Here is a 26,528-nt window from a genome sequence, read left to right on the forward strand (position 1 = left end):
CAAAATAAAAAACCGTGTATCTATTTGGATACACGGTTTTAGGAAGGCTCAAGGCCTCCTCCTGCCCATCACTCTGGCGTCACAGTCAATAATTATTGAAGAGCTCTAGAAGGAGGTCATTTTCAAGGAACATAGATGACCACTCTATATCCTGGACAAGTTTTTCGTAGTTTTCTCTGCATGCTTCAACATCCGTTACTTCTCCTGAACTGTTGTTTATGCATTTTCCTGATTTAAAGTTGCCTGTATGCGAAGCTGCATAATCATACTGATCGGAATAAAATGAGTATCTCGTCGTTTCATATGCAAAGCCCGCAAAGCCTTCCGTAACTGAGTCCAGCGGCCTGCCGAATTGAATTAACGGCTGTTCAATTCCAAGAAGCGAAGTAATTGTAGGGGCAATATCCATCTGACTGGCAGTCACTTCATTGACAGTGCCTTCTTTTTGATCCGGATGATGAATAATCAGAGGGATATTAAATTGTGCTTTTTCATCAAACGGAACTCCAAGCAGGTTATTAATCTCTTTTTCATCCATCGGGAGAGGTCCGTAATGGTCGCCATAGACGACAAAAATGGACTCGTCCCAAAGCCCCTTTTCTTTGAGGTCCTGAATAAAGAGACCCAATGCTTTGTCAAAATAATGGACAGACTGCAGATAATGCCCTGTATTGGTCCCGTCAAATCTGCCCGGAAGTTCAAGTTCACGGTATTTCTCTGGCATAACAAACGGTCTGTGGTTCGTGAGGGAAACAATAAAACTATAGAATGGCTTCGTTTCATTTGCATAGATTTCGGTCATTTGTCTGAAGATACTCTCATCTGATATGCCCATTCCGATGATTTCATCAGATTCTATGTTTGAATGATTTTTATGATAAAACGTTTCGTAGCCTTGATTGTCATAGGCTGCTTCCCTGTTCCAGAAGTCCGGGATATTGCCGTGGGTGGCACTTGTTGTATAGCCTCCGCTTTCCAGAATGTTTCCAAGCGAAAGAAATTTGTTTTCCGGAAAATCATTGTAAATTCCTTTTGGCGCCATCGGGTAGATTGAATTGTTGGCTACAAATTCGGCGTCCGACGTATTTCCGCGGCCAATTTGAAGATACGTATTGGGATAATACTGACTCTCCTTAATCAGCTTATTCAAATTTGGTGTAATTTCTGCCCCGTCAATGGTCAGTCCCACGGGGAATACGTTAAGGGATTCTGCCTGGACCATAATGACATTTTTGCCTTTGAATCTGCCGAAATAAGGTGACTTCTTCTGCAGTTCCTGGTTCTTCCTGAAATATTCCTGAAGCTTTTCAGTCTTCTTTTTATCCCCAATAAACGTTTCATTGGCAAATGCTTCGTTTACAGTCATTTGTTTAAAGTCATAAATATGTGCAGGCAGAATTCCAGTCAGTGAAACTTTGTACTGATCTGAAAAAGTGTCTTTAAACGGGAAGAAAGAAGTAAAAATAAGGGCAGCTGCACCAGCTGCAAAAATTGCCCTGCTTTGCCATTTCCGCACTTCCTCTGTTTTCAGCCAATAACAGAATATCAGAACTGAAGCAACTGCCGGCACATCAGCCCAGTAAAGATAGTCGGTCTGATAAACCAAAGATAGAATGGAGTCTTTGACATCTCCAAGCTGACCCGCCTGCCCTGCAAGCTTTAAATTCAGAATACCGTCATAATAACGTTCATAAAGCACGTCTGCATACAGCAAAAGCGAGAGTAAAAAATAAATGAGAAAAACAGCTGTGAATTTTACAATGGATCTGCCTGTGGCAAGGAGGGCAGCCAGACATAATGCCAGCCCAGCCGATGCTGTGAGAATAAATTTTTTGTGGGGGGACAATCCCATTTCATGTACGAAATACAATGATTTCAAAAACCAGAATCCACTGATTGTAAAGACAATGCTAAAAAAGAGAAACAAGCTTTTTTTATTTCTATTAAAATATGACAATCCTGCACTCACCCTTATTAAATAATTACATAATGTTCACTCCATCATATCAAAAGTAATGGAAGATACAACAAAAAGATTTACAAAATATTAATTTTTGTAATCTTAAATTTACATTTCCCCTCTTTCTTTCCGTTCACAAATTTTTAACACATTCGGAAATGAAAATCACGCTTCAAGTGTGCTATAGTTTACTTAGTCAAATTTGACCTAATTGAAGGAGGAACTTATTTATGTTCGAGAGCTTTCTAAAACGCGGAAAATTAATCATCATTTTATTTTTCGTTATTATTCTTGTCGGAGGCTATTTATTTTATCAGCTTCCTAAACGCGAACTGCCAGAGTTCTCGGCCAACATCGTAACCATTTCAACGGTTTATCCGGGTGCAGAAGCAGCGGTCGTTGAAAGTGATGTAACAGAAGTGCTTGAAGATGCCATTAATAACTCTGATGGCGTCGCGAGCCTGAATTCTGTTTCGGCAAAAGAATTCTCAAATGTCATAGTTGAAGTCGAAGATGACGAGGATATAGAAAAAATCACATCCGACCTAAAGCAAAAAGTATCGGATGCCGCTTCCAAACTTCCTGAGGAAGCATTTGATCCTGAGGTCAAACAGGCTCAGACAGGACTTCCTGTAGCATCGTACATGTTTACAGCAGAAAGCACAGATACGCTTAAACAGAGCCAGGAAGAAATACTCCGTTTAAAAGAGAAGATTCAAGACCTTGATGGCGTATCAGGCGTCACCATAAAAGGATTCAAGGAAAAAGAAGCTATCCTTGAACTTGACAGTGAAGTTCTTGCAGAAAATGGACTGAATGTTTCTAACATTATTGAAGCCATCAACAACGAATACAAGACAACACCGCTTGGCGAAACGTCCCAAAACGGTGAAACGACTCGTCTTACTCTCGATCAGTTCAAGGATATTGATCAAATCGAAGACATAACTGTACTGTCTCCAATCACTAAAGAAGCTGTCAAAATTGGAGATGCAGCAAAGCTAGTTCTGACGGAAAAAAAGCAGGAAGATATCGTTTCTTTTGAAGGCAAACCTGCCTATTCATTTACAGTAAACATCGAATCCGGTCTTGATATTCCGGCTACTTTTAAAAAGGTCGACAAAGAATTAAAGGATGAACTCAGCCTTCCGGACAATGTGGAACTGAAAACCTACTACTCGCAAAAAGCGGATGTAGATAAAATATTTGATGAATTGATCAAAGAGGCTGCCATTGCTGTACTTGCAGTTATCCTAATTACCACCCTCGGGCTTACTCTCAGCGGAGCCTTTATCGTATCTCTTGCCATTCCGCTTTCCATTACACTCGGAACCCTTCCGCTGCCTTTTTTGGATGTGGATTTGAATCAGATTTCGGTCATTGGGCTGATCATCGCCCTGGGAATTCTTGTTGATGACGCGATTGTCGTCAACGACAATATTTTAAGACAATATAAGCTTCAGAAAAATGGAAATGCCCTGCAGGCAACCAAAGATGGCGTAAAAGAGGTTTGGGGATCCATTGTGACTTCTACACTCGCCGTAATCTTTGCTTTCCTGCCGCTTACTCTTTTGTCAGGTGCAAATGGTTCGTTTATCCGTTCTTTGCCTTCTGTGCTGATCCTGACCGTTGCCGCTTCCATGATTATTTCGCTTACACTGGTGCCTGTTTACCAGTACGCCGTGAACAAGCGGAAAATCCGCGTCAGTGAAAAGGAGCCTGGTTTTTTGGGAGGCCCACTGAAGAAGCTGTCTGATTTTTATGCTGACACGCTGCTTAAAAAAATTGTTAAGCGTCCGGTTTTAATAGGAATAACCGGCATTATCGGAACGACGCTTATCTTCCTGCTGGCGTTCTTTGTCCCGTTCGAGTTTTTCCCGTCAGCAAACAAGAAAGAAATTACTGTTACGGTTACAATGCCGACAGATTATACCCTCGAAGAAACGAATACTGTCCTTGAAGAAATGGAAACCGATCTTCTCGCTATTAAAGAAACAGAAGAGACAGCTATTTTTACAGGCTCGGGAGTACCCGGTCTCTTTAGTGAAACGGTTGAAAATGCAGGTCCAAATACCGGACAGATCGTCACACGCATCGACAACGAAGCCGTTACAGCTGATGGATTTATTGAAGAACATACAGATACACTCAGGGAAAAATATCCTGAAGCCGAAATTTTCTTAACAACGATTGTTCAGGGTCCTCCAACTGGTGCACCTGTTACTGTGAAATTAAGCGGCGAGGATTTCAACAAACTGAACGAGATTAAAAACGAACTCGCTTCTGACATTAAAAATGCAGACAGCGGACTGATCATTGATAATGTGAAAGAGCCTGTTGCTTCTGTTCAATATAAGCTTGACCGCACAGCATTAACAGAAAGCGGCCTTGATCCTAAATTTGTAAGTGATCAGATCCGTTTAGTAACTGAAGGCGTACCAATGGGAACCTTCAAAAATAACAGTGAAAATATAGACTTATTGATCAAACAGGATCCTGCTGTACATGAAGAAGGCATCAAACTGGATGAAATTCTGGTTCCTCTTCAATCTGAAGGTCCCGTGCCTCAGACGGCTCCTCTAAGTCAATTTATTGAAACAGAAACCGTAGAGCAGTATCAGACCATTCCGCGTGAAAACGGGGAACGCACAATTACACTTAAAGCATATCCTGGTGAATCAGAAACGTTCAAAGAGGATGTCGCATCCATCGTAGATGACTATAAGGAGAACTATTCAAGTGAAGGATATACCCTGACACTCGGCGGAGAAAACGACGATCAGACGAAGTTCTTCATTGAAATCAGTCTTCTGTTCTTAGTTGTACTTGTTCTGATCTACATCACGATTGCCTTTCAGTTTAACTCTCTTTCTCTTCCAATGCTGGTGCTCGGAACAGTCTATCTTGCCGTTGCCGGTGCTGTTGCAGGATTATTCGTCACTCAGACACCATTCAGCTTCATGGCCACAATGGGAATCGTTTCTCTTGCTGGAATCGTCGTCCGGAACTCTGTTGTTCTCTTTGAATTTATCGAACAGCGCATGAGAGCAGGTTACGACCGTGCCGAAGCCGTTATTGAAGCCGGACGCGCAAGGATCCGTCCGATTTTGCTGACAGCATTCACGGCGCTCGTTGCCCTTCTGCCTGTGGCATTCAGCAACGATCCGCTCTTTAAACCGCTCGCCATCAGCATCGTTTCTGGGGTTCTCTTCTCGACGATCCTGACCCTGCTGATTGTGCCTGCCCTGTTTATAACGGTTGATAAACTCCGTTCAAGAAAGAAAAAAGCGTAATTTAAGTAAGGCTGCCGGGATTGGCAGCCTTTTTCTTTTTCTGTATAGTAGATAAATAGACAAAGATTGGGGGAATTTCAATGTTTATACATAAGATTAATGATGAACTCTCACTTAAATTAACGGAAATCAGAGATTCAAAGGAATTGTTCGAACTCACTGATTCATCCAGAAGTCATCTGAAAGAATGGCTTCCCTGGCTTGATTTCACAGTCAAGGAAGAAGATACAAAGGCATTTATTGAAGGCACTCTCCGTGGATTTGCCGATAATAAAAGCTTAAGTACAGTCATTCTTTACAAAGGAAAAATAGCGGGTACAGCAGGATTCAATTCCATCAGCTGGCCAAACAAAACCGCCTATATCGGATACTGGCTCGGTAAAGATTTTCAAGGAAACGGCATTATGACAAAAGTCGCCGAAACACTGACAGAGATTGCTTTTAATGAATACGGACTGAACAAAGTTGAAATCAGGGCGGCAGCAGAAAACACGAAGAGCAGAAGCATTCCAGAACGCCTCGGTTATAAACATGAAGGCACCATCCGAGAAGCAGAATGGCTTTATGATCATTTTGTGGATCATGCTGTTTACGGAATGCTTGCACGTGAATGGAAGCAAAAATAATCGACGAAAAAGCAGGTCTGATTTGATGTTCAGACCTGCTTTTTTTATCACGTATTCTCTTTTAAAACCAAATGCTCTCTTTTGCTTAGTTTTCCTTCAAGAAGCGTCAGCACCACCGGGATAAGCAGGAAAATGCTCGAAATTTGGAAGAGCACAGCCGTTTCAACAAACTGGGCGAGAATTCCGAAGACAATTCCGCTTAATCCGATTCCAAAATCGATCGCAGAAAAGTACATGCCGTTCGCTACTCCCCTTCTGTTGTCAGGGGTCATGGAGAGCGTCCAAGACTGAAGCGTCGGAAGCAGGGAACCAAAGCCGATTCCAAACAGAATTCCGGCGGCAGCTATTCCTGCATTTGTATGGGAGAGTGACAGAACCCAGAGTCCTGCAAAAGTTAAGGCCGAACAAACAATAATTAAACCCTTAGGTCCCTTCTGATCAAACCATTTCCCTGAAACCGGCCTTGAAACAGATGCCATAATAGCATTAAACAAGTAAAAAAGAAAAATCTGGTCTATCCCCCGCTCCTCACCGAATATCACGATGAATGTGACAACTGAACCATATCCAAAAGTTGCAATCATCGTAATAAATGCAGGATACCAGCTTGACTTTTCAACAAGTGAACCCACATATGAAAAAGACAAGTCTTCCTTTTTAGTCGTTTTTACCGACTCGGGCGTGTGATACCGGACTGCTGCAAGCAGCCCAAACGCAATCAGGCCAAGAGCACATGAAATGTAAATTAAGTTGTTAAATGAAGTGACGCCAAAAAGATAAATCCCAAGGCTTGGCGCAATAATCATTCCAAGCGTAACGGACAGGCCAAAATAGCCCATGCCTTCACCAAGACGCGATTTCGGAATCACATCTACGGCAGCCGTACCGTTTACTGTTGTAGAAAACCCCCAGGCAAGACCATGAACAAACCTAAAAAGCAGAAAAATGAAAATCATGCTTGATAACGGATATACGATGGTAATGGCAAGAAGGGCTAAAGCTCCGGCAAGCACGAGCGGCTTGCGTGTCCTGTATTCGAGCATATAGCCTATAAACGGCCTGCTTAATACAGCTCCTATTGAAAACAGTGCAGTCACAAGCCCGATTTCAAGACCTGAGGCCCCAAGGGACTTTATGTAGGGCGGAAGCGTCGGAATCAGCATCTGAAACGACATAAAAATAAACAAATTTCCAACCATGAGCATCACAAACGACTTTGTCCACAGCGGTGCTTTTACTAATGTACTCACTTTATCTCTCCTAAATTATCTGTGTATCTGCCAATATATTTCGCATTCCTAAATAATAGCACAGACAACACCAGGATTATACTGATTTAGCATCGTAAATTATAGACAGAAAATTTAGAACGGAAAGAAAGAAATGATCCACAGCTATTCATCATCGGAAAAAGAATCAAGCACGCTCACCGTTTTTTCAAAGTAAACCAGTGTGGCTGCATCATTCAGCTTTTTCTTTACTCCAGTTCGCGTAAAACCTGCTTTTTCATAAACACGGCAATTCTTCTCTTCCTCAAGAATAGTCGCAAGTTCCCATTTACCCGCCTCTGGATATTTTTCTGCTGCAAGCTGAATGGTCCTGGCGGCAAATCCGCGTCCCTGCCACTCCGGCAGAATAAACATCGGGCTAATCCAATGGCTCTCAGTTTTTTCACCACGTTTAATTCTGATGGCTCCTGTAAACTGGCCGTCTGCCATCACCTTATAAAAGTGCCCCTCCCTTATTCGGCTGCGAACTTTATAGATCGGTTCATTCGCAGGGCTTGTGTCAAAGTCCCTGTATCTCTCGAGCAGCGGTTTGAAAGCATTGACTTGTCCCCTGTGGATCATTTCCGAATCCTCGATTACAGCTTTAACTAAAATAAACGCCATTTTTCTCACCTCTTATCCATTAAATCAAAAAAAATCCCTTGCTGAAACGGGATTTCTCATTTTTAAAACGGATCTATCTCTTTTCCGGTTTTGATATCAATCACTTTTATTGGATTCTCAGGTGCCTGAATGTCCTTGCTTTTTGGAGGCTTTGCACCATTCTCTACCCAGTCTACAAGCAAATCAAAGGATTGATGGGCATACGGCAAAAGCGGCTGGAGGTTTTTATCTGAATCTGTTGCACCATTCCAGACTAGGCTGTCAACATGATTTCCGTTTTCAATGTAATACATGCGGTGCAGCTTTTCCTTGCCTGCTTTTTTAACAAGCTTCTCATATCCCAATGCATGAATGTCAGGGAAAATCAGAGCGTCAAGGGTACCCGTAAAGCTGATCAGAGGAACATCGATATCTCCCGTATTTGCAACCTCTTTGATGTTTTCCTTTACACTTTTCGGGCGGGATGGATAGCGGTAGTTTTCAAAAATAGAGTCATAGCTGCGGTCCCTCATACCGTTTACAAAATTCAAGTAGTTTCTCCAGTCGATGCGTCCAGGCGCAGTGGGATCAAAGTGGTCGCGGTAAATATTGGCGGTAATAAACCAGTATACCTGGTCATGATAGCTCCACAATGCTTCGGATCCTTTTGGAACCCCTGCTTTATACAGCTCTTTTACCGCTTTTTCTTTCTCTTTTCCACTGCCGTATATGGCAGGCTCGGCATGATTGACAACCTCTGTCAAAGAGGAAATCAGGTTAGGCTGCTTCTCTGTCCACAGTACGCCTTCCCAGTCTACGCCGCCATCAAACAGCCTGTCTTCTTTTTTCTGCCGTCCGTCATGCTCAAGCGCGTACCTGACCACATACCCTCCATTTGATATTCCGATTGCATATGTAGGCACGCGATGATTTTTTCTGATCAGGTGATGGGCAGCATTCGACTTGTCTTTAGGCGAGATGAGCTTGTCCGCATAATTTTCTTGGAGGTAGGCTTGAGCTGACGACGTTATCTGCCGGTATCTTTTATGCCATTCTGCAACCGAATCATCCTCTTCAACAAGAGCATTTTTTGCTTTTGCAAATGGATCGGCAGGATTTGATGTACCTTGTGTTCCCTTATCAATGGCCGCAAACGCGTACCCTTTTTCCAGGACAAAATCACTGAAGAGCAAGTCTGTCGAGGTTTCATTGCGCGTTGCCGGAATTCCGGCCGATACCAGTTTCCCGTTCCAGTTATCAGGAATCCGGATCACAAATTGTGCATCCTCAAATGCTCCAGTAATCTGAGTTCCTGTGACCGGGGCTGGATTGTACATTTTGTGCCAGCCAGTTTCCTCTGCCGCACTGCCCCAAAGATATGGCGTCAGTCCGAGATTTCCAAAGAGAGTGGCCTGCTGATATTGGACAGGATTTTTTGTTGTTAAAAAATTCTCATTCACACCGTCAAAGTAAACCACTTTCACATCATGTGCACCAGGAATAGAAACTTCTTGTGCGGCTGTTACTCTTTCATGACCCGCAGTCCCAGGGACAACAGGCGCAAGCAGTGCCGTCGCCAATGTAACCGTCAACATTTTTCTTTTCACGAAATCACACCTTTATTAGAATTTTCTGTAAACTAAACACTATTAGTTTACTCTTTTTGGAATCTCCCGGCATGGGACGAAAGATGCAACTCTAAACGATCAAAAAAAATAACCCGTGACTGGGTTATTTTTGATTATAAATTGGCTTTTTTAAGTCTTGAATCAAGTACCAAATTTCCAAATGGAATAAATGCAACAGCTACTGCACTGAATACCCAAGCAAAAGACCATCTGATTTTATACGTTGTATATGCAATGATCAGGAGGTAGGCAATAAAGAAGAATCCGTGCAATGAGCCGACAATCGTAACGGCCATTGGAATATCCGCCCAGTACTTCAGCGGCATGGCAATAAACAGAAGGATGAGCAGCGAAGCTCCCTCAATGAATCCCATAAATCTGAAACGGTCAATCGGTGTTTGAGGCATAGGTGTTCCTCCATCAGCTTTTTTCTTCATTATAAAGTAGGATTTTTGCAAAAACCACTCTTCCCGGACAGACGTCATAGAATGTTCAATTCTATATGTATGTCCACTGCTTTGTTTTATACCTTTTCAGGCAGGAAAAACCAGGATGCTCATGCATCCTGGTTTTCCTTAGTTTTCACTGCCCTGCAGTTCACCGGTTTTTAATGCTTTTTCCTTTTTTACTGAAGGCTGATCCTTTGCACTTCTTAACGGAATTTCTTTAATAAAGAACGTTAAGAGAATGGCCACCGCCATTGTAATCGTGACAAAGATAAACACACCGGATAACGCATAGCTGAGTGAATCCTGGAGCTGACGGATCACATTTTCAAAGAAAGGCACCGCTTCAGGAGGAAGTGTGTTCTTTAAGCCGTCAAGCTTCTCATGATCAAGCAGCAGCTGAGGATTTTGTAGAGATTCCAGTTTTCCCGCAAGTTCAGGAGATGCAGCCATCTGATTTGTTTCACCTGCGCTGCTCATAGAAGCCATCTTATCCTGCATGCGAGAATTAAGAAGTGTGCCCATGATGGCAACACCAACTGTTCCCCCTACTGAACGGAACAGCTGAGAGGATGCGGTTGCAACACCAAGCAGTTTCTGTTCTACTGCATTTTGCACAGTAAGTGTAAACACGGTCATGCCGATTCCGATTCCAAAGCCGACAAGTGTCAGGTAAAATACGAGCAAATACTGTGAGGTGTCTACCGTCATAGTTGACAGCAGGTAAAGGCCCGCTGCAGAAATGCACAGTCCGATGATCGCCTGCAATTTGTACTTCCCTGTTTTAGAGATAATCTGTCCGCCAAGAGCACTTGCAAACACTAGGCCGAGCGTCATGGACATTGTCAGGAAGCTTGAATGAGTAGCCGAGTAGCCGAGCACGCCCTGAATGAAATAAGGAACATACATGACACCGCCGAACATGGAGACCCCAATGACAAACCCTATGATATTTGAAATGGTAAAGATGCTGTTTTTAAACAGATCAAGCGGCAGAATCGGGCTAACAGCTTTTCTTTCGACTAAAATAAAGATGATCACTGACACAGCTGCAGCCGCGAAAAGAGAAAGGATTTGTGCTGAGCTCCAGTCATATTTCGTACCTGCCCAGGAGAACGCGAGAAGCGCTGCAACAATGGCTGATGAAAGAAATAACGATCCAAGGTAATCAACTTTTTGGCCAGCCTTTTTCTCCGTTGAAGGGAAAAGCTTCCAGATTAAGATGAGTGCGACAATTCCAAGCGGAAGGAAGACCCAGAATACCCACTTCCACTCAAGGTTATCGACAATGTATCCGCCAAGCGTCGGTCCAAATACACTTGAAACCCCGAACACGGCACTCATGGCTCCCTGCCACTTGCCCCGCTCTCTTGGAGCAAATAAATCCCCTACAGCCGTAAAGGCAGTTGACATGATCATACCTGCTCCAAAGCCCTGGATACCGCGATAGCTGATCAGCTGAATAATGTCAGTTGATGTACCTGCAAGAAAGGCTCCAATAGAGAAAATGATGATCCCGATAATAATAAACGGTTTCCTTCCATACATATCTGAAAGCTTTCCGACAAGAATTGTTGTAATCGCACTTGTCAGCATATAGATGGTGAAAACCCAGCTGTAATAATCAAGCCCTCCAAGTTCTGAAATAATTTTTGGAAGAGCATTCCCTACAATTGTCTGATTAACTGCCGCAAAAAACATCGCTGCAATGATGGCAATCATAATGGTTATTTTTTCTTTGTGACTTAAATGTTCCATGATTCCACCTCTAGTTTTCTTCTAATAATTTTTTTAAAAGGCGATTAAATACAATCATTTCATCATCGGTTACGTTTTCCAGTTTCCGGTGAAAGTATTCTGTGATGGTCGCCTCTACTGTTTTCGCCACTCTCTCGCCTTCTTCCGTCAGCTGGAGAAGGACAACTCGTCTGTCGTCACTTGCCCTGACACGTGTTAAGTAGCCTTTTTTTATCAGCCGTTCACTTACTGAAGTAATATGGCTGCACGAAACACTCAGCAGATCTGCAATCCGGCTGACATTCGGATGATCCTGTTCATGCACGAGCCGAAGCACCATAAATTCATTAAACGGCAGCATCGGTTCAAGCATTTCATTCAAATGTGCCCTGGTCATCTTGTTCAGCTTTCTGTAATTCGAGAGAAATTCGTAGGTGAGCTCCTGACGTGTATTCATGTTCCCCTCCCGTTTTTCCAAATCATTTTAATACTTAACTTACTTAACTATTAACTTTATTAACTATATGACGGAGGTGAAAAGTTGTCAAGGAATAAAAGCATAGATGAGTTTATTCTCGAACAAATTCTTTTACGAACGGTATTTTAAACACTGGGTTACGTTTTAGCGTAAGATTTGCTCTCTTGCTTATGCTATCTTTCACACTCAAGGGGTTCTGAAGCATAAAAAAACAGCCCTGGCCAGGACTGCTCTCAAAGTGCTGATTTTTTTAAGATTTCCATTTCATACAAGTCCCAGGCATCATCAAATACGACAAGACCCGGCAAGTACGAGCCGTTGAGCTCAAGATATGAGCTGATTTCATGGTAATCGTCGGATGATTTTGGGAAACTGTGATCATCGTAAGCATCATTGGCAAAACGGCTGATGTCATCCTGAGGCTTCGGATGACGGTATTTCATCAGGTAGTGATAAAAAGATTTCATGCGGGTCCCCTCCGTTGGGTTTGTAAAGTGCCCCTATTATAACGCGGATTGGACAAGAAGAAAACCTCAGAATCGTCTGAGGTTTCACGTAAAGTCAAAATAATTTCGCTTTAAATGGCGCTTCCATTTCATGAGCTCATCAAAATTCACTCGGTTTGGCAGTTCTTTAACATTGATCAGAAGGAGCTGATTTTCGATTTCATTGATTGTATCCTCGCTCTGATAGCTGATGCCGCAATCCGGACATTCCGTACAGGGCGTTTCAGAAATTTCGATGGCGCGTGATCCATCCGGCAGCTCCCAGTGAACAAGGTTGCTTGTTTTTACGGCATTTTCCGATTCACACCACTCGCAGCGCTCACTCATTTTCCGCCGCCTTCTTATCTTCGGATTTTAAAAGCTGGGCACGGTATTTCTTCTCTTTTAATTCGTCCCGCTTTTCCCGCTTGTTCTTTAAGCTTGCATGCTCTGGATTGGTTTCAAACGTTTTTCTTCGGCTGATGCGTCCGATGCCCTCAGGAATCAGGTTAAACTGTGCATCTTCATATAAACCTGCAATGCCTGACAATGATTTTTTCGAATCTGAGTCCGGATAGATTTCATTGAAATAATCTTCAGCAAGTCCCGGGACATAATTCTCCGGCTCCGGATACGTTGTGATCACACCCTCGAAATTTCGAAGAACCACTTTCCCCGGACTTTGGGAAATCAGATAGTTAGGCTGCAGAGCGATTTTCCCTCCGCCTCCCGGTGCATCCACTACGAATGTCGGTACGGCATAACCGCTTGTATGACCTCTTAGGCCTTCAATAATTTCGAGTCCTTTTGAAACAGGTGCACGGAAATGGCCGATGCCTTCAGATAGATCACACTGGTAAATGTAATACGGACGGACTCTGATTTTTACGAGGTCGTGCATGAGTTTTTTCATAATTTGAACGCTGTCATTGATGCCGGCAAGGATAACTGCCTGATTGCCGACAGGCACACCTGCATTAGCGAGCATCTCACAGGCCTTTTTGGACTCTTCTGTAATTTCGATGGATGTATTGAAATGGGTATTCAGCCAGATCGGATGGTATTTTTTCAGGATATTGCAGAGATTTTCAGTAATGCGCTGCGGAAATACGACCGGAGCACGCGTTCCAATCCGGATAATTTCAACATGATCAATAGCTCTCAAGTTTTTTAAAATATACTCTAAAATGGTGTCATTGATTAAAAGCCCGTCACCTCCTGAAATGAGGACATCCCGCACTTCCGGTGTTTGAGCAATATAAGCGATGGCATCGTCAAGCTGCTTCTTTGGCACTCCCATGCCGATTTGTCCTGAAAAGCGTCTTCTTGTACAGTAACGGCAATACATGGAGCATTGATTTGTCACCAGGAAAAGAACGCGGTCCGGATAGCGGTGGGTCAGGCCGGGCACAGGAGAATCTTCATCTTCATGCAGCGGATCTTCCAGGTCATACTTTGTTTTATTCAGCTCCTGGGAAATAGGCACCGACTGCATGCGGATCGGGCACCTTGGATCATCTTCGTTCATCAGCCAGGCGTAGTATGGAGTAATATTCAAAGGAATGGTTTTCGTAGAGATTTTGACGCCTTCTTCTTCATCTGGTGTCAAGTTCACAACTTTTTTCAAATCTCCGAGTGTCCGGATCGTGTTCGTCAGCTGCCACAGCCAGTCATTCCATTGCTCTTCCGTCACATCTTTCCACAGCTCAATATCTTTCCAATGGCGTTTCGGCTTATACAAGTTGTATTTCACAGCAGTTCCCCCATTTCGGTCTTTACCACTATTACATGCAAAAAGCGTGCCAGCGTGACACGAAAAGCGGAAGCGCCCGTTTAGCTCCGACAGACAGAAAAGAAATCACCCGAAAAGTCCGGGTTTGACTTTTTGGGTGATTTTGTTCTGGCGGAGGAGTTGGGCGATGGAGCTGGAAAATACGAAAAGCGGAAGCGCTCGTTTAGCTCCGGGAGTCAGATAAGGAAATGGCGGAAAAGGCGCTTTTTGCCTTTACCGACAGTCCCGTTCTGACAGAGGAGTTGGCTGATGGAGCTGGACAATTCGAAAAGCGGAATCAGCCGCCTTGCTCAGATCCGAAGAAAAAAAATCACCGGAGTCCGGGTTACGTCTTTTTGAGTGATTTTATTGAGCGCTCACGAAAACGCCCTCAAATCCCCCCTACCCTTTTGTCTTCACTGCCGGAAATTGGTCACTAAGATATTTTTTGAGCTTGTATTGAAGGGTTTGTCTTGGAATGCCGAGAAGCTTTGCAGCTTTCAGGACATTTCCTTTTGTTTGTTCCATAGCATCAAGGATCAGCTCGCGTTCATATTTTGACAGCCTGCTTTGCAGGGAACCGCCCCTTTCATCCGATTCTTCCTCATTCATTAAGTACGGAGGAAGGTGGCTCGGCAGAATCTGCCCTTCATCACACATGTTCATGGCAAATTCCAGGCAATGCTTGAGTTCCCGTACATTCCCCCGCCAGCGCTTACTGCTCAGCAGGTTCTCAGTCTCTTTTGAAAGGCCGGTTACCCGTTTGCCGAATTCCTGATTGTATTTTTTGATAAAAGCAGCCGCAAGAAGCGGGATGTCAGCTGGTCTTTCCCGGAGAGGAGGAAGGCTGAGCCCGAACACATTGAGCCTGAAATATAGATCTTCTCTTATCTTATGTTCTTTTAAACATTGCTCAGGCGGGATATTCATGGCGGCAACCACTCTGACATCAACGTTTACCGCCCGGCTGCTGCCGATTCTTCTGATTGCCCCGTCGTCAATGACGCGAAGAAGCTTTGCCTGAAGGTTAATGGGCATCGACTGAAGTTCATCCAAAAAGAGAGTGCCGCCGTGGGAAAGTTCAAATAAACCTGCCCGGTCTGCGGCCCCTGTATAGCTCCCTTTTACCGTGCCAAACAGCAGGCTCTCAAGCAGGGCTTCCGGAAGTGCGGCACAGTTTTGGGCAATGAAAGGTGCCTGTCTTCGCGCAGATTCATTATGCACCGCCTGAACAACCAGTTCTTTTCCCGTTCCTGTTTCCCCGTATACCAGCAGATTGGAAGATGTTCTTGCGGCTTTTTTTATCAGTTCTTTTACATGCAGCAGATTCCTGCTGACTGTGAGTATGTCTTCGAGCCTGTACACGGTACCGTTGACAGCTTTTGCTTTAACGGGTGACGATATTCTTGATTGCAGGTCTGCAAGCCTTTCTGTCAGCTGTTTGATGGCAGAAAAATCCTTTGCAATTTCGACTGCTCCGATGACAGTGTTTCCTGATAAAATAGGCAGACTTGTATTCACCGTTTCAATTTTTTCGCCTTTTACATTTATGTAGGTCTGCGTGTGATGGTAAATCGGCTTTTTCGTCCTGATCGCCTTAAGAAGTGTGCTTGTTTCTTCTGACAGAGATGGAAAGGCGTCAAATAAATGTTTTCCCAGGACTTCTTCCGGTTTCAGTCCATCGTGATAGGCTGCAATCTCATTGTAGAACACCGTTATCCCGTTTTCATCAACCGCATGAATGCCTTCATCAATTGTCTCTAAAATATGATGGATGAGCTTCTCTCTAGTTTGGTCCGCCATTGCAATCCCCCTTAGTGCCGGTTTTCCGGCAGCAATCGCTCACTTTTGGGCAGACAAATCTTTGCACCAGACATTCATATTTTCAAGGTCTGTACTGATGATGCAGTTATTTGTGAGTCTGCCGGTATATTCATAATCAAGCTGATAAAGAACCGCGTTCATCCCCAACGAAGCTGCCCTTGCAATGGAATAGGCACAGAAAATACCCTGTTTTCTTAGAGCACCTTCAAGCTTCAGCAAAAGTGTCCGCATCAGCCGGTGCTGCCTCGCTTCAGGCAGCGTTGCACAGTCTGTCAGCTCTGCATTATGATAGATATCATTTATTTCCGCTGATGCCGCACTGACGATTTTTTGATTCTCTTCAGCCAGAAAGTAGACCGTCCCTTCTTTCATCGTTTCCACAATATAATCTGAAGAATGAAGGGGCGTCGGATACACTTCAAATACCTTTTTGTAAAGAGACGCAAGCCCTTCTGCATCTGTTCCTTCTGCTTTTCGGAAGGTAAAACCTGAAGTATCCGGAAAGGCCGTTTTTTCTTTCTGATAAATGGCATTAATCATTCTGTCCTGCTCCGTCCACTCAGTCGTGGTTCTTCTGTCCTCGCTGAAGTATTTTGTAAAAAAGCAGGCATGATCACCGTGGAAATACCCTTTAATGACTGCTTCAAGCTGATACTGTCTTTTTAAAAGCTCATGAATATCCGAGCTTTTCCCCTTAATAATGAGCTTGGTGAAACCGCTGTCCAATACTGCTTTTTCTGCACCAGCGAGTAGTTCTTCCATATTTCCCCGGTAATCATCAATTCTCATCCGGCTGTTAAAATGGTCAAAAACCGCAATCGCCCTGTATGACCTGCCTTTCAGTTCTTTTTCCTCTGTTTTATATTCCTTCACGCTTTTGCCTCCCTTTTGTTCACTCCAGAAAAAAAGAGTGCAGGAATCGCACTCACTCTTCTTTTCACGGCTTCTTTATCTATTCGCATGATTAAATGAAATCAGTTTCAACTCGGTCAGTTCTTCCATTGCATATTTGATGCCTTCTCTTCCAAACCCGCTGTCTTTCACGCCGCCGTACGGCATATGATCAACGCGGAACGTCGGGATGTCATTGATCATCACTCCGCCGACATGGAGATCTTTTGCCGCTTTAAATGCAAGGTCCACTCTGTTTGTAAATACGCCTGCCTGAAGTCCGTACCGGGAGTTATTGACTTCTTTAATGGCTTCATCAAATGTCCGAAAGGAATTGATGATGGCAACAGGTGCGAATGCCTCCTGGCAGGAAAGACTGGCGTCAGAAGGCACATTCAGCAAAATGGCCGGTTCGATTGTCTGATTCTCTGACTCTTTTCCTCCGCACGCACGCGTTGCACCTGCTGCTTCGGCTTCCTCAATCCAGGCGATGGCGCGATCCACATCATCTCCTGAAATGAGTGAGGATACATCCGTCTGCTCATCAAGCGGATTCCCGACTTTCAATTTCCGTGTTTGTTCAACAGCCTGGGACACGAATTCATCAAATATGGCCTCATGCACATAAATACGCTGCACCGAAATACACACCTGCCCTGCAAATGCAAATGCTCCAGTGACGCATCTTGCTGCTACTTCAGAAACATTTGCATCTTCATTTACGATTACTGCCGAATTAGAGCCAAGCTCAAGAAGGGTTTTTCTCATGCCGGCTTCCTGCTTCAGCTTTTTTCCTACCTCTGGGCTGCCTGTAAATGTCAGGGCTTTTATCCGTTCATCCGAAGTAAAATGCTTCCCTATCTCGCTGCCCTTGCCTGTGACAATGTTCAGGGCGCCCGCAGGCAGACCCGCTTCATGAAAAAGTTCTCCAATAAAATAGGAACTTAAAGGGGTTTGGGTTGCGGGTTTTAAAACAACCGTATTTCCTGAGGCGAATGCAGGACCCAGCTTGTGAGCCACTAGATTCATTGGGAAGTTAAACGGTGTGATGGCACCAATGACGCCAATTGGCTCCCGCACCGTATAGGCAGTGCGGTTTTCCCCTCCGGGTGCTGCATCCATTCTGATCGTCTCACCGTCGAGTCTTCTTGCCTCTTCTGCCGCAAATGTATAGGTCATGACTGTGCGGTCTACCTCTGCCCGTGCCGTTTTGATCGGCTTTGCCGCCTCTTTTGCGATAATTTGTGCCGCTTCCTCTTTTCGTTCCGCAAGAAGCTCTGCTGTTCGTTTAAGTATATCTGCCCGTTTGTACGCAGGAAGCTCCTTCATTTCATAGAATGCTTCAGATGCAGCATCCACGGCTGCTTTCACCATGCTGCCGTCTGCGATGGCGACTTCTGCGAGCCTCTCTTTTGAGTAGGGAGATGTCAGTTCCACATATGTTTCTGATTCTTCATGTTTACCATTGATCCACAAATGCTGCTTCATTTCCGGTCACCTCTATTAGTAAGTCTTTTCCTGTACTTGTTTCCCCTCTCCTAAGCCCTGAAAACATCACTCTGACACTTCGCACCAGTCTAATAAGAACGCAGCAATCACTTTTGTGCAGGAGATCATCTGATCGATGTCGATATATTCATTTGGAAAATGCGCCATCTCTGTTTCTCCGGGACCAAATACGATTGAGGGTATGCCGCCGGCGTGCGAAAGGAGACCGGCATCCGTCCCCCATGGGGATGCTTCAATTACAGGCTCTCTTTCCAGGATGTCGACATATGCTTTTGACAAAGCCTCTGTCAGCGGATGCGTGCCGTCAATTTCATTCGGCAGCCATCTTGCCCCGAACCATTCAAGCTCAGCCGGATGTTCGTTAAACCATTCATCTTTAGAGGACAATTCGTCTATCCATCCTTGAAATTCAGCCTGCACATCCTCTATGTTCTCATTCGGTGCAATTCCGCATCTGCCTTCAAGTGTCACAAGATCCGCTACCGATGAAGGCCATGTGCCTCCTTCTATTTTACCGATATTAATAGGAACTGGAATGGGAATTGTCTGATAGAGAGGATCTGTAATCCGTTTATTTCTTTTTTGTTCAAGCTCAAGCACATGCTGAAAAACGAGGGTAGTCTTCTCAATGGCACTCACGCCTTCATATCTTGTTCCGCCATGTGCTGAGCGGCCTTTAATCTTAAGCCTGAACCACATGGACCCCTGCTGTTTTTGAAAGATTTTCATTTTGGTAGGCTCCGGCACAATCGCAGCATCCGCTTTATAGCCCCGCAGTATAGCTGCAAGTGTTCCTGCTCCTCCGCTTTCCTCCTCTATCACACTTTGAAAAATCACATCTCCCTTCAGTGAAATGCCTGATGCTTTAATGGCTTCTATTGCCATTAACAGACAGACATTCCCGCCTTTCATATCCGTTGACCCTCTTCCGTAAAGACGGTTATCCTTCACAGCTGCCTGATACGGATCAACTTCCCACTGCTTCAGATCTCCTTCCGGAACAACATCTACATGGCCGTTTAAAATAACAGACTTGCCGCCGCCCGTCCCTTTCATCACCCCAACGATATTCGGGCTGTCCTTAAAGGATGTTCTTGTCGCAACAAAATGGGGATGCTGCTTTAATGCTTTCCCCCCGGGTTCCCATAAATCGATGTCCAGGCTGAGCTGCCGGCACTTCTCAAGGACGACAGCCTGTGCCGATGCTTCATTCCCCTGAACACTCCGCTGTTCCACCATTTTCTTCAGCAGCTTAACGTGGCGGTGCCGGTTGTCATTGATCCAGGCGCAAACTTGCTTTTGTGAGTCTTCCATTCCATCACCTCTTCACTAAATTTCAGGTTTCAAGCTTCACCCCTGTGTGTTTGATCACATCCTCCACTGTGAAAGGAGGCATGACCTCAAGCAGCTTCAGACCACCCGGCTGCACTTCGAGCACGGCCATATCCGTAATGATCATATTGACACATCGTTTTGAAGTGAGAGGCAGCGTACACTCTTCAAGGATTTTCGGTTCACCGTTTTTATTCACATGGTTCATCACAACGATGACTTTTTTGGCTTTTGCAGCAAGCTCCATGGCTCCTCCCATTCCAGGCACTCTTTTTCCCGGTACAATCCAGTTTGCAAGATCCCCTTTTCCGCTTACTTGAAGAGAGCCTAAAATCGTCATATCCACGCAGCCCCTGCGGATCATCCCGAATGCCGCTGCAGAATCAAAGTAAGAGGCCCAATTGCCTGCAGTAACCGGATAGCCCGCTGCATTGCACAGAGTGCCATCTTCTTCACCGGGCGCAGGAGACGGGCCAATACCGAGAATTCCGTTTTCAGCCTGAATCATGACCTGCGGCTTACCCGTTAAAAAATTCGGTACTAGAGAGGGGATGCCAATTCCCAGGTTGACAATCATGCCGTTTTCGATTTCCTGTGCAGCCCTTCTGGCAATTTTCTCTCTCACTTCGGCTCCCATACCCATTTCCAGTTCACCCCTTCACTTTGGACAATTGCCTGAACAAAAACGCCCGGCGTAATAATCGTTTCCGGGTCGAGTTCTCCGGAGCTTACAATCTGGTCCACCTCTGCTATCGTATAATCGCCTGCCATCGCCATCAAAGGATTCATGTTTCGGGCACTCTTTTCATAGACAATATTCCCAAACTCATCCGCTGTCCTGCCGCAGATAATCGCTACATCTGCCGTCAGGGCCGTTTCAAGCAAATAGGTCTTCCCGTTTACGGTTAACTGTTCTTTTCCTCTTTCCGCAATCTCGCTGCCTATGCCCACGTCACAAAGGATCCCGCCAAGGCCCATCCCTCCTGCGCGGATTCTCTCTGCAAGCGTCCCTTGAGGAGAAAACTCAACATGCAGCTTCCCTTCTGACATCAGAGCCCCTGCAATAGGATTTGATCCTATATGTGAAGCAATCAGCTTTCGGACTCTTCCCGAAGAGACGATTCTTCCAATGCCGATATGGGGGAAACCAGCATCATTACAGATGATTTCAAGGTCCCGAACCCCTTTTTCAAGAATGGCATCTACAAGTGTCGGTGGAGTGCCTACTCCTCCAAATCCTCCGGCCATGAGAGTGCAGCCATCATTAACTTTGGACAGTACTTCGTCTATTTGCCTGATCTTCTGAAAAGCGTTTGAAATCATACACATTCTCCTTTATACCGGCAGGACTTCAGCCTCTATCTCCGAAATGGTTTTGGAAAACAGCCGGACCAGCTCGTTTAGTTCTTCCTCACTAATTGTAAGCGGAGGAGCAATTAAAATGGCGTCTCCGTCTCCCCCTTCGATTCCTGCCGCAGCGGGATAAACGAGAAGTCCGTTTGCCTGGGCTTTCTTAATAATGCGGCTTGTCAGGTGATAGGCTTTTGAAAAAGGCTTCTTTGTCGCTTTGTCTGCTACAAACTCAATGCCGATCATAAGTCCCATCCCTCTGACATCCCCAATGATGGAAGTCTTCTTTTGCAATTTCTGAAGCTGTTTCATCAGTGTTTTCCCTTTTTCAGCCGATGCGTCATTCAGGCTGTTTTTTTCGATGTAATGCAAAACAGCAAGACTTGCTGCCGCAGATTGTGGATTGGCACTGTAGGTATGGCCGCTCATAATCAGTTTAGATCCCTGCTGAATCGGCCTCATCACTTTGTCGCTTACAAGGGTTGCCGCTATCGGGGCATATCCTGCGCTCATTCCTTTGCCGAGGGCCACAATATCCGGTAATACTCCCCAATGCTCTATTGCCAGAGTTTTCCCTGTTCTGCCAATGCCGGTCATGACTTCATCCGCAATCAGGAGGATATCATACCGGTCGCAAATATCCCGGATTTTCTCATAGTAGCCTTCAGGAGGAGTTAGCGCAGCTCCTGCTGCACCTACAAGAGGCTCTGCCACAAATGCGGCAATATGTTCTGCTCCGGTCCTTCTGATTGCTGTTTCAAGTTCGCCTGTACATTTTGCTTTGCAGGATGCGGGCTTTAGGCCAAATGGACACCGGTAGCAATATGGCGGGGAAACTTCCGGATTTGACTCAAGCAGCTGCTGAAAGCGGAACCGCCTTTCAGGATGGCCTGAAAGGGATAAGGCTCCTAATGTAATTCCGTGGTAGCTCATCCATCTCGATATAATCCTCGTTTTTTGAGGACGATTCTGCTCCTGAAAATACTGAATGGCTGTCTTCATAGCCGTCTCAATTGCCTCTGAGCCGCTGTTAACAAGAAATGTCCAATTAAGGTCACCCGGCGTGATTTCTGAAAGCTTCTTTGCAAGTCCTTCAGCTGCATGGCTTGAAAACTGGGATCTGTATACAAAAGAAACGGCATTTGCCTGCTTACCCATTGCATCAATGATTTCCGGTACCCCGTGGCCTATTGAACACGTAACTGCTCCTGAAGAAGCGTCCATGTATTTTTTTCCTTCAGTATCAAAGAGATAAACACCTTGTCCATGGCTGACTATTTTATAGCTCTCATCAAGCATGGGTTTGATTAAATAGTCCCTCTCCACCCCGCCATTCACCCCAACCTTCTAATGTATCTTGCTCATTAATACATATGTGGAAGACAAAGCGGTTATTTCTCATGAGCGATCAAAGCCATCGACAAACCTGTTTCTGCCTCATTACAGCTGGCTGATGCCTTCAGTATCCACCCAAAAGAAGGCTGTATTTTTTGTAAGCGCTATCATTAGTTCATAAACAAATTTCTTTTCACCTGCATACCATATCTTATTGAAGGGTCAGGTGATGGTTGTGCTGAAGTGGCTGTTTCACGGTGTCTTTTTCGCGATGTTTATTCTGCTTGCCTATTTTGGAGGCGGATCAGTCCTGTTTGCAGACGGGGAGACAGGGGAACGCGTCGTTACGGCTTTTTTTGTCATAATGACAGTAGCTTTTCTCGGAATGGTTTACCATTCTCTTTGCAGGCATTTTTTCAAATAAACGCTTGGAAATCCTCCAAGCGTTTTTATCTGCACTTTTATATGGAATAGGTCAGAAATTCACCTTTTTTCCCGCCCATTCTGGCATAAAAACGCTGGGCCCTTATATTGCTTTCAGCGGTCTCCCACGTCATCGCAGCAAAATGATGCTCCACCGAGTATGTATGGCAGCTTTTAAAAAGCTGTTCAGCAGCACCTTTCCCCCTGAATTCTCCTTTTACATATAGATCATTCATAACCGCAATTTCGCTTGCTCTTGTTGTGCTGTACGTAAAATAAAGGGTTGCAAATCCAACAAGGTTATTACCTGTCTGTGCAACAAACTGAATACCTCTTTCCCCTTTAAGAAGCGTTTCAATGAGCTTTGTCAGCTTTTCTTCAGCAGGTTTTTCACATTGATAAAAATCTACAATGTACTCATACATCAGCCCCATTAATGCTTCTGTGTCTTTCTTCTCCGGATGCCTTACGATGGTCTTCAAAATGATCCATCCCCTTCTTATTCGTTTTTCCCTAATGAAAACCCTTCAAAAAATCTTCCTCCATACGGCTTTAAAATGTCATCGGCCAGACGGATTACGCTCTCTTTTTCTCCATGGCGGTAGTAATCCTCAAATGCGTCAAAAAATGATTCAGCCATATGGTCGTCAAATTGTTTTAACGCTCTATGTATCCATTTTGATTTGCCTATAAATCTTCCGTTTGTAAGCAGAACAAATTCATGGAGGAGTTCAGCAAGATGCCCTGCAACATGAATGCCCTCCGCACGATTCGTACAGCCGGTAAAGTCGTCCAAAGCATCGGTAATGAAATAGCGTCTGCTGTCAATTCCCTCTTGTGTCAGGGGCTCAGGACCATTTTCAAGCAGAGCTGATGCCTCCTTTTTAATCGGGGCAAGCAGTTCCTCACCCCTCAGCACAATTCCTTCTGCTGTCATTCTCGGCATCGATGGTGTTCCGCGTTTGCAGTCTTCCTCAAAAAAATAACGATAAGATGAAAAATTATGGACAAATGCCTCTACAGGCCAGTCGAAATCGACAAACGATTCTCTGTAAGACTCTTCAGTGCTCGCGTCAAATATGACAAGATCCAAGTCTGATGTATGAGTGCCTTCCCCTCTCACTACACTTCCAGCAAGCACAGCTGCGGAACATGAAGGAAACCTTTTTTCAACAATTTTTATTGCTGCCTCTGCAGGCTGAAGCCTCATTTTGTTTCCCCCTTCTCTCTTTATTAAAAAAAGATTTCTTTTTTTCACCGCAGCGGGTATAGTAGGAATGTTCTGTCTTTCTTCCATTATACTCATAATCTGGCAAAATGTAAGATTGTGAATTTCCAATTAGAGACAGATTAACTTGACGTTTGGCCGGGTATAACATTTTTATCACACTTATTGCAGGAGCGTTTTCTTATGACAAAAAACTATTTTCGTAAAATAAGAGACTTATCCGGGTTTCTCGTATTCCCCCTTCTCGGACTGATGTATGAATTTTTAAATGAAAGGCAGACAGATGCGGTCGACATGACCGCTCCGGCAGATGCTTATATTCCATTTGTCCCGGTTTTCATTCTTCCTTATATCATCTGGTATGTGTATATGTTTGGGTTTCTTCTCTTTTTCTGGTGGAAGGATTCAGCTGTTTACTGGAAAACTGTAATTGCCCTGACAGCAGGAGAATTAATCTGCTTCGGTGTTTATTTTTTCTTCCAGTCAACTGTTCCGAGACCAGAGCTGACGGGCGACGGTTTCCTTATCCATCTTGTTTCGGTGATTTATCAGAACGACCAGCCGTTTAACTGCTTCCCAAGCATTCATGTTCTGACAACTTTTATCATCATGCTCGTCCTCCCAAAACTCAAGCTCAGCAGAATGGTTTCATTTATCTCTCAGCTGACGGGAGTTTTAATTATTCTGTCAACGTTATTTGTAAAACAGCATGTGATCTATGATGTGGTTGCATCGATTGCCCTTGGCCTTTCACTCTGGTATATTCTTTTTGAATTAAAGCGCGCTCCGGCACGTTTGCCTTCCGTCATCAAAGAACGAGTGTCTGAGAGGAATGCCGGCTGACAAACAGAACCTGAAAGGGTTCTTTTTTTCTGTATTAGAACACAGACATGTTCGGGTTTTCGGCATATACTGTAGGAAATTTGCAGAAAAAGGGGATGATCCAGCTCTTGAATATTGAAGGAAAACATCTCATTTTGGATGCCTTTGACTGTAACCCGGACCTTTTAAACAGCAGGGAGCACATAGAGTCTTTACTGCTTCAGGCAGCAAAGAATAATGGGATGCAGGTGCTCTCATCATTTTTTCACCTCTTCCATCCCCAGGGAGTGACTGGTGTGCTGGTTTTATCAACTTCCCATATGTCCATTCATACTTGGCCGGAGAAAAGCTATGCATCTATCGATTACTACACATGCGGAGATGCTGATCCTGAAAGCCAGACTCACTTCCTATTAAATGGGCTTGGCGCAAAAAGTTCCCTTGTATACACCATCGCCAGAGGAAGAAAAGGCAAACAGCTGATTCTTCCGAAAGAAATGGCCGCATACGATTCTTCAAAAGGAGCAGACCAAACATGAGCAGAAATCAGCACTCCAAGCCATGGACCGCTGCTTGTTTAAACAAACCTTCTATAAGTTCCGATTCTTATAAAAAACAGACACCTTCTGCATATCTGAATGGAGATAACCGGGATAAGATTGCACTGAATGAATTGAAAAAGAGAAAGCACCGGAATTTATTTGACCAAAAAAGCAGCTTTCAGGATATTCAGATTGTTGAAGTCTCTGATCTGAGGATGTATCTTGATGGCCAGCTCCAGTTCAGTTCACTGGATGAAAAGATTTATCATGAAGCTCTCGTCCATCCTGCATTTGCAGCAGCACCTGAACATGAGCGCGTGCTGATTTTAGGCGGAGGAGACGGTCTTGCCTTAAGAGAAGTGTTAAAATACAGCGGTGTTAAGCACGCTGACTTAGTGGACCTGGATCCCCTTGTCCTTAAAGCAGCAAAAGAAATAGGAAGATTTGCTGCTTTGAACAATTATTCTCTCCGCAGCAAACGGGTACACGTCCATCCGATGGACGCTCAGGCATTCCTTGCAGCAAAACCTGTTCCCTACGACATTATTTTTGTCGACTTTCCTGATCCTTCGGGCAAAACCATCAGTGATCTTTATACGACTGAATTTTACTCCATTTTGAAAAAATCACTTAAACCTGATGGAGTCTTTGTGTGTCAGGCGAACTCTCCTGTTGAGACACCTCTTGTTTTCTGGACAATTGGAAAGACGATCGAGAGTGCGGGCTTCGCTGTAACAAGCTACCACACAACCGTTCCATCATTTGGGGACTGGGGCTTCCATCTGGCATCCGCAACGCGTAAATCCTTCTCAGGAAAAACAGTTCAAGTATCAGCAAAATCACTGCCTTCTAACCTTGGGGAGCTTTCCAAATTCCCTTCTTATGTCACAGAGAAAAAAAATCAGGGGATCATCAATACGAAAAACAAGTCTGTCCTCCATACTATTTTCAAAAAAGAAAGCTTTTACATGGATTAA

Annotated in this window: 25 protein-coding genes; 6 read left to right on the forward strand and 19 right to left on the reverse strand. The window is 44.5% G+C overall.

Annotated elements, in window-relative coordinates; translation table 11 throughout:
* Positions 1 to 85: 85 nt before the first annotated feature.
* Entirely contained in the window at positions 86 to 1,969 is a 1,884-nt protein-coding gene (locus ACTSEZ_RS06975; protein WP_503129015.1) for an LTA synthase family protein, read from the reverse strand.
* A 221-nt stretch (positions 1,970 to 2,190) separates the two neighbouring features.
* Between ACTSEZ_RS06975 and ACTSEZ_RS06980 the strand changes: the two genes are divergently transcribed.
* Positions 2,191 to 5,253 carry an efflux RND transporter permease subunit gene (locus ACTSEZ_RS06980; RefSeq protein WP_369733450.1) on the forward strand — a complete coding sequence of 1,021 codons (3,063 nt, stop codon included), beginning with the start codon at positions 2,191 to 2,193 and terminating at the stop codon, positions 5,251 to 5,253.
* 80 nt (positions 5,254 to 5,333) lie between these two features.
* On the forward strand, positions 5,334 to 5,879 hold the full coding sequence (locus ACTSEZ_RS06985; protein WP_369733451.1) for a GNAT family N-acetyltransferase: 546 nt from the start codon (positions 5,334 to 5,336) through the stop codon (positions 5,877 to 5,879).
* 47 nt (positions 5,880 to 5,926) lie between these two features.
* Here the strand turns inward: ACTSEZ_RS06985 and ACTSEZ_RS06990 are convergent, their stop codons facing one another.
* From ACTSEZ_RS06990 to ACTSEZ_RS07065, 16 genes are all read right to left on the reverse strand, one after another.
* Positions 5,927 to 7,084, reverse strand: a complete 1,158-nt coding sequence (locus ACTSEZ_RS06990; protein ID WP_369734068.1) for an MFS transporter — start codon at positions 7,082 to 7,084, stop codon at positions 5,927 to 5,929.
* Positions 7,085 to 7,273: 189 nt separating this feature from the next.
* Positions 7,274 to 7,771, reverse strand: a complete 498-nt coding sequence (locus tag ACTSEZ_RS06995; protein WP_369733452.1) for a GNAT family N-acetyltransferase — start codon at positions 7,769 to 7,771, stop codon at positions 7,274 to 7,276.
* 62 nt (positions 7,772 to 7,833) lie between these two features.
* A complete protein-coding gene (locus ACTSEZ_RS07000; protein WP_369733453.1) occupies positions 7,834 to 9,357 on the reverse strand; it encodes an alpha/beta hydrolase in 1,524 nt (507 codons plus the stop codon).
* Between the two features lie 134 nt (positions 9,358 to 9,491).
* On the reverse strand, positions 9,492 to 9,785 hold the full coding sequence (locus ACTSEZ_RS07005; protein ID WP_369733454.1) for a DUF3817 domain-containing protein: 294 nt from the start codon (positions 9,783 to 9,785) through the stop codon (positions 9,492 to 9,494).
* Positions 9,786 to 9,953: 168 nt separating this feature from the next.
* Complete coding sequence (locus ACTSEZ_RS07010; protein ID WP_369733455.1) at positions 9,954 to 11,582, reverse strand: MDR family MFS transporter; 1,629 nt, start codon at positions 11,580 to 11,582, stop codon at positions 9,954 to 9,956.
* Between the two features lie 10 nt (positions 11,583 to 11,592).
* Positions 11,593 to 12,018: a MarR family winged helix-turn-helix transcriptional regulator gene (locus tag ACTSEZ_RS07015; RefSeq protein ID WP_369733456.1), complete on the reverse strand. Its 426-nt coding sequence runs from the start codon at positions 12,016 to 12,018 to the stop codon at positions 11,593 to 11,595.
* Between the two features lie 254 nt (positions 12,019 to 12,272).
* Positions 12,273 to 12,506, reverse strand: a complete 234-nt coding sequence (locus ACTSEZ_RS07020; protein WP_369733457.1) for a YozE family protein — start codon at positions 12,504 to 12,506, stop codon at positions 12,273 to 12,275.
* A gap of 84 nt (positions 12,507 to 12,590) precedes the next feature.
* Positions 12,591 to 12,872, reverse strand: coding sequence for a YokU family protein (locus ACTSEZ_RS07025; RefSeq protein WP_029565887.1), 282 nt, complete (start codon positions 12,870 to 12,872; stop codon positions 12,591 to 12,593).
* On the reverse strand, positions 12,865 to 14,277 hold the full coding sequence (kamA, locus tag ACTSEZ_RS07030; protein ID WP_369733459.1) for a lysine 2,3-aminomutase: 1,413 nt from the start codon (positions 14,275 to 14,277) through the stop codon (positions 12,865 to 12,867). The genes ACTSEZ_RS07025 and kamA overlap by 8 nt, the downstream gene beginning before the upstream one ends.
* 420 nt (positions 14,278 to 14,697) lie before the next feature.
* A complete protein-coding gene (locus tag ACTSEZ_RS07035) occupies positions 14,698 to 16,098 on the reverse strand; it encodes a sigma-54 interaction domain-containing protein (protein ID WP_369733460.1) in 1,401 nt (466 codons plus the stop codon).
* A gap of 39 nt (positions 16,099 to 16,137) precedes the next feature.
* Positions 16,138 to 16,992, reverse strand: a complete 855-nt coding sequence (gene ablB, locus ACTSEZ_RS07040; protein ID WP_369733461.1) for a putative beta-lysine N-acetyltransferase — start codon at positions 16,990 to 16,992, stop codon at positions 16,138 to 16,140.
* Between the two features lie 75 nt (positions 16,993 to 17,067).
* Complete coding sequence (locus tag ACTSEZ_RS07045) at positions 17,068 to 18,498, reverse strand: aldehyde dehydrogenase family protein (protein ID WP_369733462.1); 1,431 nt, start codon at positions 18,496 to 18,498, stop codon at positions 17,068 to 17,070.
* A 66-nt stretch (positions 18,499 to 18,564) separates the two neighbouring features.
* Positions 18,565 to 19,833, reverse strand: coding sequence for a peptidase (locus ACTSEZ_RS07050; RefSeq protein WP_369733463.1), 1,269 nt, complete (start codon positions 19,831 to 19,833; stop codon positions 18,565 to 18,567).
* 22 nt (positions 19,834 to 19,855) lie between these two features.
* Entirely contained in the window at positions 19,856 to 20,494 is a 639-nt protein-coding gene (locus tag ACTSEZ_RS07055) for a 3-oxoacid CoA-transferase subunit B (RefSeq protein ID WP_369733464.1), read from the reverse strand.
* Positions 20,473 to 21,171 (reverse strand): CoA transferase subunit A, encoded by a 699-nt coding sequence (locus tag ACTSEZ_RS07060; RefSeq protein ID WP_369734069.1) that lies wholly within the window; start codon positions 21,169 to 21,171, stop codon positions 20,473 to 20,475. The genes ACTSEZ_RS07055 and ACTSEZ_RS07060 overlap by 22 nt, the downstream gene beginning before the upstream one ends.
* Positions 21,172 to 21,186: 15 nt before the next feature.
* Positions 21,187 to 22,527: an aspartate aminotransferase family protein gene (locus ACTSEZ_RS07065; protein WP_369734070.1), complete on the reverse strand. Its 1,341-nt coding sequence runs from the start codon at positions 22,525 to 22,527 to the stop codon at positions 21,187 to 21,189.
* 238 nt (positions 22,528 to 22,765) lie between these two features.
* Between ACTSEZ_RS07065 and ACTSEZ_RS07070 the strand changes: the two genes are divergently transcribed.
* On the forward strand, positions 22,766 to 22,960 hold the full coding sequence (locus ACTSEZ_RS07070) for a DUF6954 family protein (RefSeq protein WP_369733465.1): 195 nt from the start codon (positions 22,766 to 22,768) through the stop codon (positions 22,958 to 22,960).
* Positions 22,961 to 22,997: 37 nt separating this feature from the next.
* On the opposite strand, the gene ACTSEZ_RS07075 is transcribed toward ACTSEZ_RS07070, so the two are convergent.
* The gene (locus tag ACTSEZ_RS07075; protein ID WP_369733466.1) at positions 22,998 to 23,441 is read right to left on the reverse strand and encodes a GNAT family N-acetyltransferase; all 444 of its coding nucleotides are present in this window, start codon (positions 23,439 to 23,441) and stop codon (positions 22,998 to 23,000) included.
* 17 nt (positions 23,442 to 23,458) lie between these two features.
* Complete coding sequence (locus ACTSEZ_RS07080) at positions 23,459 to 24,169, reverse strand: nucleotidyltransferase domain-containing protein (protein ID WP_369733467.1); 711 nt, start codon at positions 24,167 to 24,169, stop codon at positions 23,459 to 23,461.
* A 201-nt stretch (positions 24,170 to 24,370) separates the two neighbouring features.
* Between ACTSEZ_RS07080 and ACTSEZ_RS07085 the strand changes: the two genes are divergently transcribed.
* From ACTSEZ_RS07085 to ACTSEZ_RS07095, 3 genes are all read left to right on the forward strand, one after another.
* Positions 24,371 to 25,030, forward strand: a complete 660-nt coding sequence (locus ACTSEZ_RS07085) for a phosphatase PAP2 family protein (RefSeq protein ID WP_369733468.1) — start codon at positions 24,371 to 24,373, stop codon at positions 25,028 to 25,030.
* A gap of 107 nt (positions 25,031 to 25,137) precedes the next feature.
* On the forward strand, positions 25,138 to 25,548 hold the full coding sequence (gene speD, locus ACTSEZ_RS07090; protein WP_369733469.1) for an adenosylmethionine decarboxylase: 411 nt from the start codon (positions 25,138 to 25,140) through the stop codon (positions 25,546 to 25,548).
* Positions 25,545 to 26,528 (forward strand): spermine/spermidine synthase domain-containing protein, encoded by a 984-nt coding sequence (locus ACTSEZ_RS07095; RefSeq protein WP_369733470.1) that lies wholly within the window; start codon positions 25,545 to 25,547, stop codon positions 26,526 to 26,528. Before speD ends, ACTSEZ_RS07095 begins: the two co-directional genes overlap by 4 nt.

Source organism: Metabacillus mesotrionivorans (assembly GCF_052171315.1).
Classification (GTDB): domain Bacteria; phylum Bacillota; class Bacilli; order Bacillales; family Bacillaceae; genus Bacillus_P.

Bases quoted from the DNA above. Each gene is read 5' to 3' on its own strand.
- ACTSEZ_RS07020 (WP_369733457.1), bottom strand. From the start codon at position 12,506: ATGAAATCTTTTTATCACTACCTGATGAAATACCGTCATCCGAAGCCT.
- ACTSEZ_RS06995 (WP_369733452.1), bottom strand. From the start codon at position 7,771: ATGGCGTTTATTTTAGTTAAAGCTGTAATCGAGGATTCGGAAATGATC.
- ACTSEZ_RS07050 (WP_369733463.1), bottom strand. From the start codon at position 19,833: ATGGAAGACTCACAAAAGCAAGTTTGCGCCTGGATCAATGACAACCGG.
- ACTSEZ_RS07095 (WP_369733470.1), top strand. From the start codon at position 25,545: ATGAGCAGAAATCAGCACTCCAAGCCATGGACCGCTGCTTGTTTAAAC.
- ACTSEZ_RS07015 (WP_369733456.1), bottom strand. From the start codon at position 12,018: ATGAATACACGTCAGGAGCTCACCTACGAATTTCTCTCGAATTACAGA.
- ACTSEZ_RS06980 (WP_369733450.1), top strand. From the start codon at position 2,191: ATGTTCGAGAGCTTTCTAAAACGCGGAAAATTAATCATCATTTTATTT.
- ACTSEZ_RS07035 (WP_369733460.1), bottom strand. From the start codon at position 16,098: ATGGCGGACCAAACTAGAGAGAAGCTCATCCATCATATTTTAGAGACA.
- ACTSEZ_RS07005 (WP_369733454.1), bottom strand. From the start codon at position 9,785: ATGCCTCAAACACCGATTGACCGTTTCAGATTTATGGGATTCATTGAG.
- ACTSEZ_RS06990 (WP_369734068.1), bottom strand. From the start codon at position 7,084: ATGCTCATGGTTGGAAATTTGTTTATTTTTATGTCGTTTCAGATGCTG.
- ACTSEZ_RS06985 (WP_369733451.1), top strand. From the start codon at position 5,334: ATGTTTATACATAAGATTAATGATGAACTCTCACTTAAATTAACGGAA.
- ACTSEZ_RS07085 (WP_369733468.1), top strand. From the start codon at position 24,371: ATGACAAAAAACTATTTTCGTAAAATAAGAGACTTATCCGGGTTTCTC.
- ACTSEZ_RS07070 (WP_369733465.1), top strand. From the start codon at position 22,766: ATGGTTGTGCTGAAGTGGCTGTTTCACGGTGTCTTTTTCGCGATGTTT.
- ACTSEZ_RS07010 (WP_369733455.1), bottom strand. From the start codon at position 11,582: ATGGAACATTTAAGTCACAAAGAAAAAATAACCATTATGATTGCCATC.
- ACTSEZ_RS07055 (WP_369733464.1), bottom strand. From the start codon at position 20,494: ATGGGTATGGGAGCCGAAGTGAGAGAGAAAATTGCCAGAAGGGCTGCA.
- ACTSEZ_RS07045 (WP_369733462.1), bottom strand. From the start codon at position 18,498: ATGAAGCAGCATTTGTGGATCAATGGTAAACATGAAGAATCAGAAACA.
- ACTSEZ_RS07025 (WP_029565887.1), bottom strand. From the start codon at position 12,872: ATGAGTGAGCGCTGCGAGTGGTGTGAATCGGAAAATGCCGTAAAAACA.
- ACTSEZ_RS07080 (WP_369733467.1), bottom strand. From the start codon at position 24,169: ATGAGGCTTCAGCCTGCAGAGGCAGCAATAAAAATTGTTGAAAAAAGG.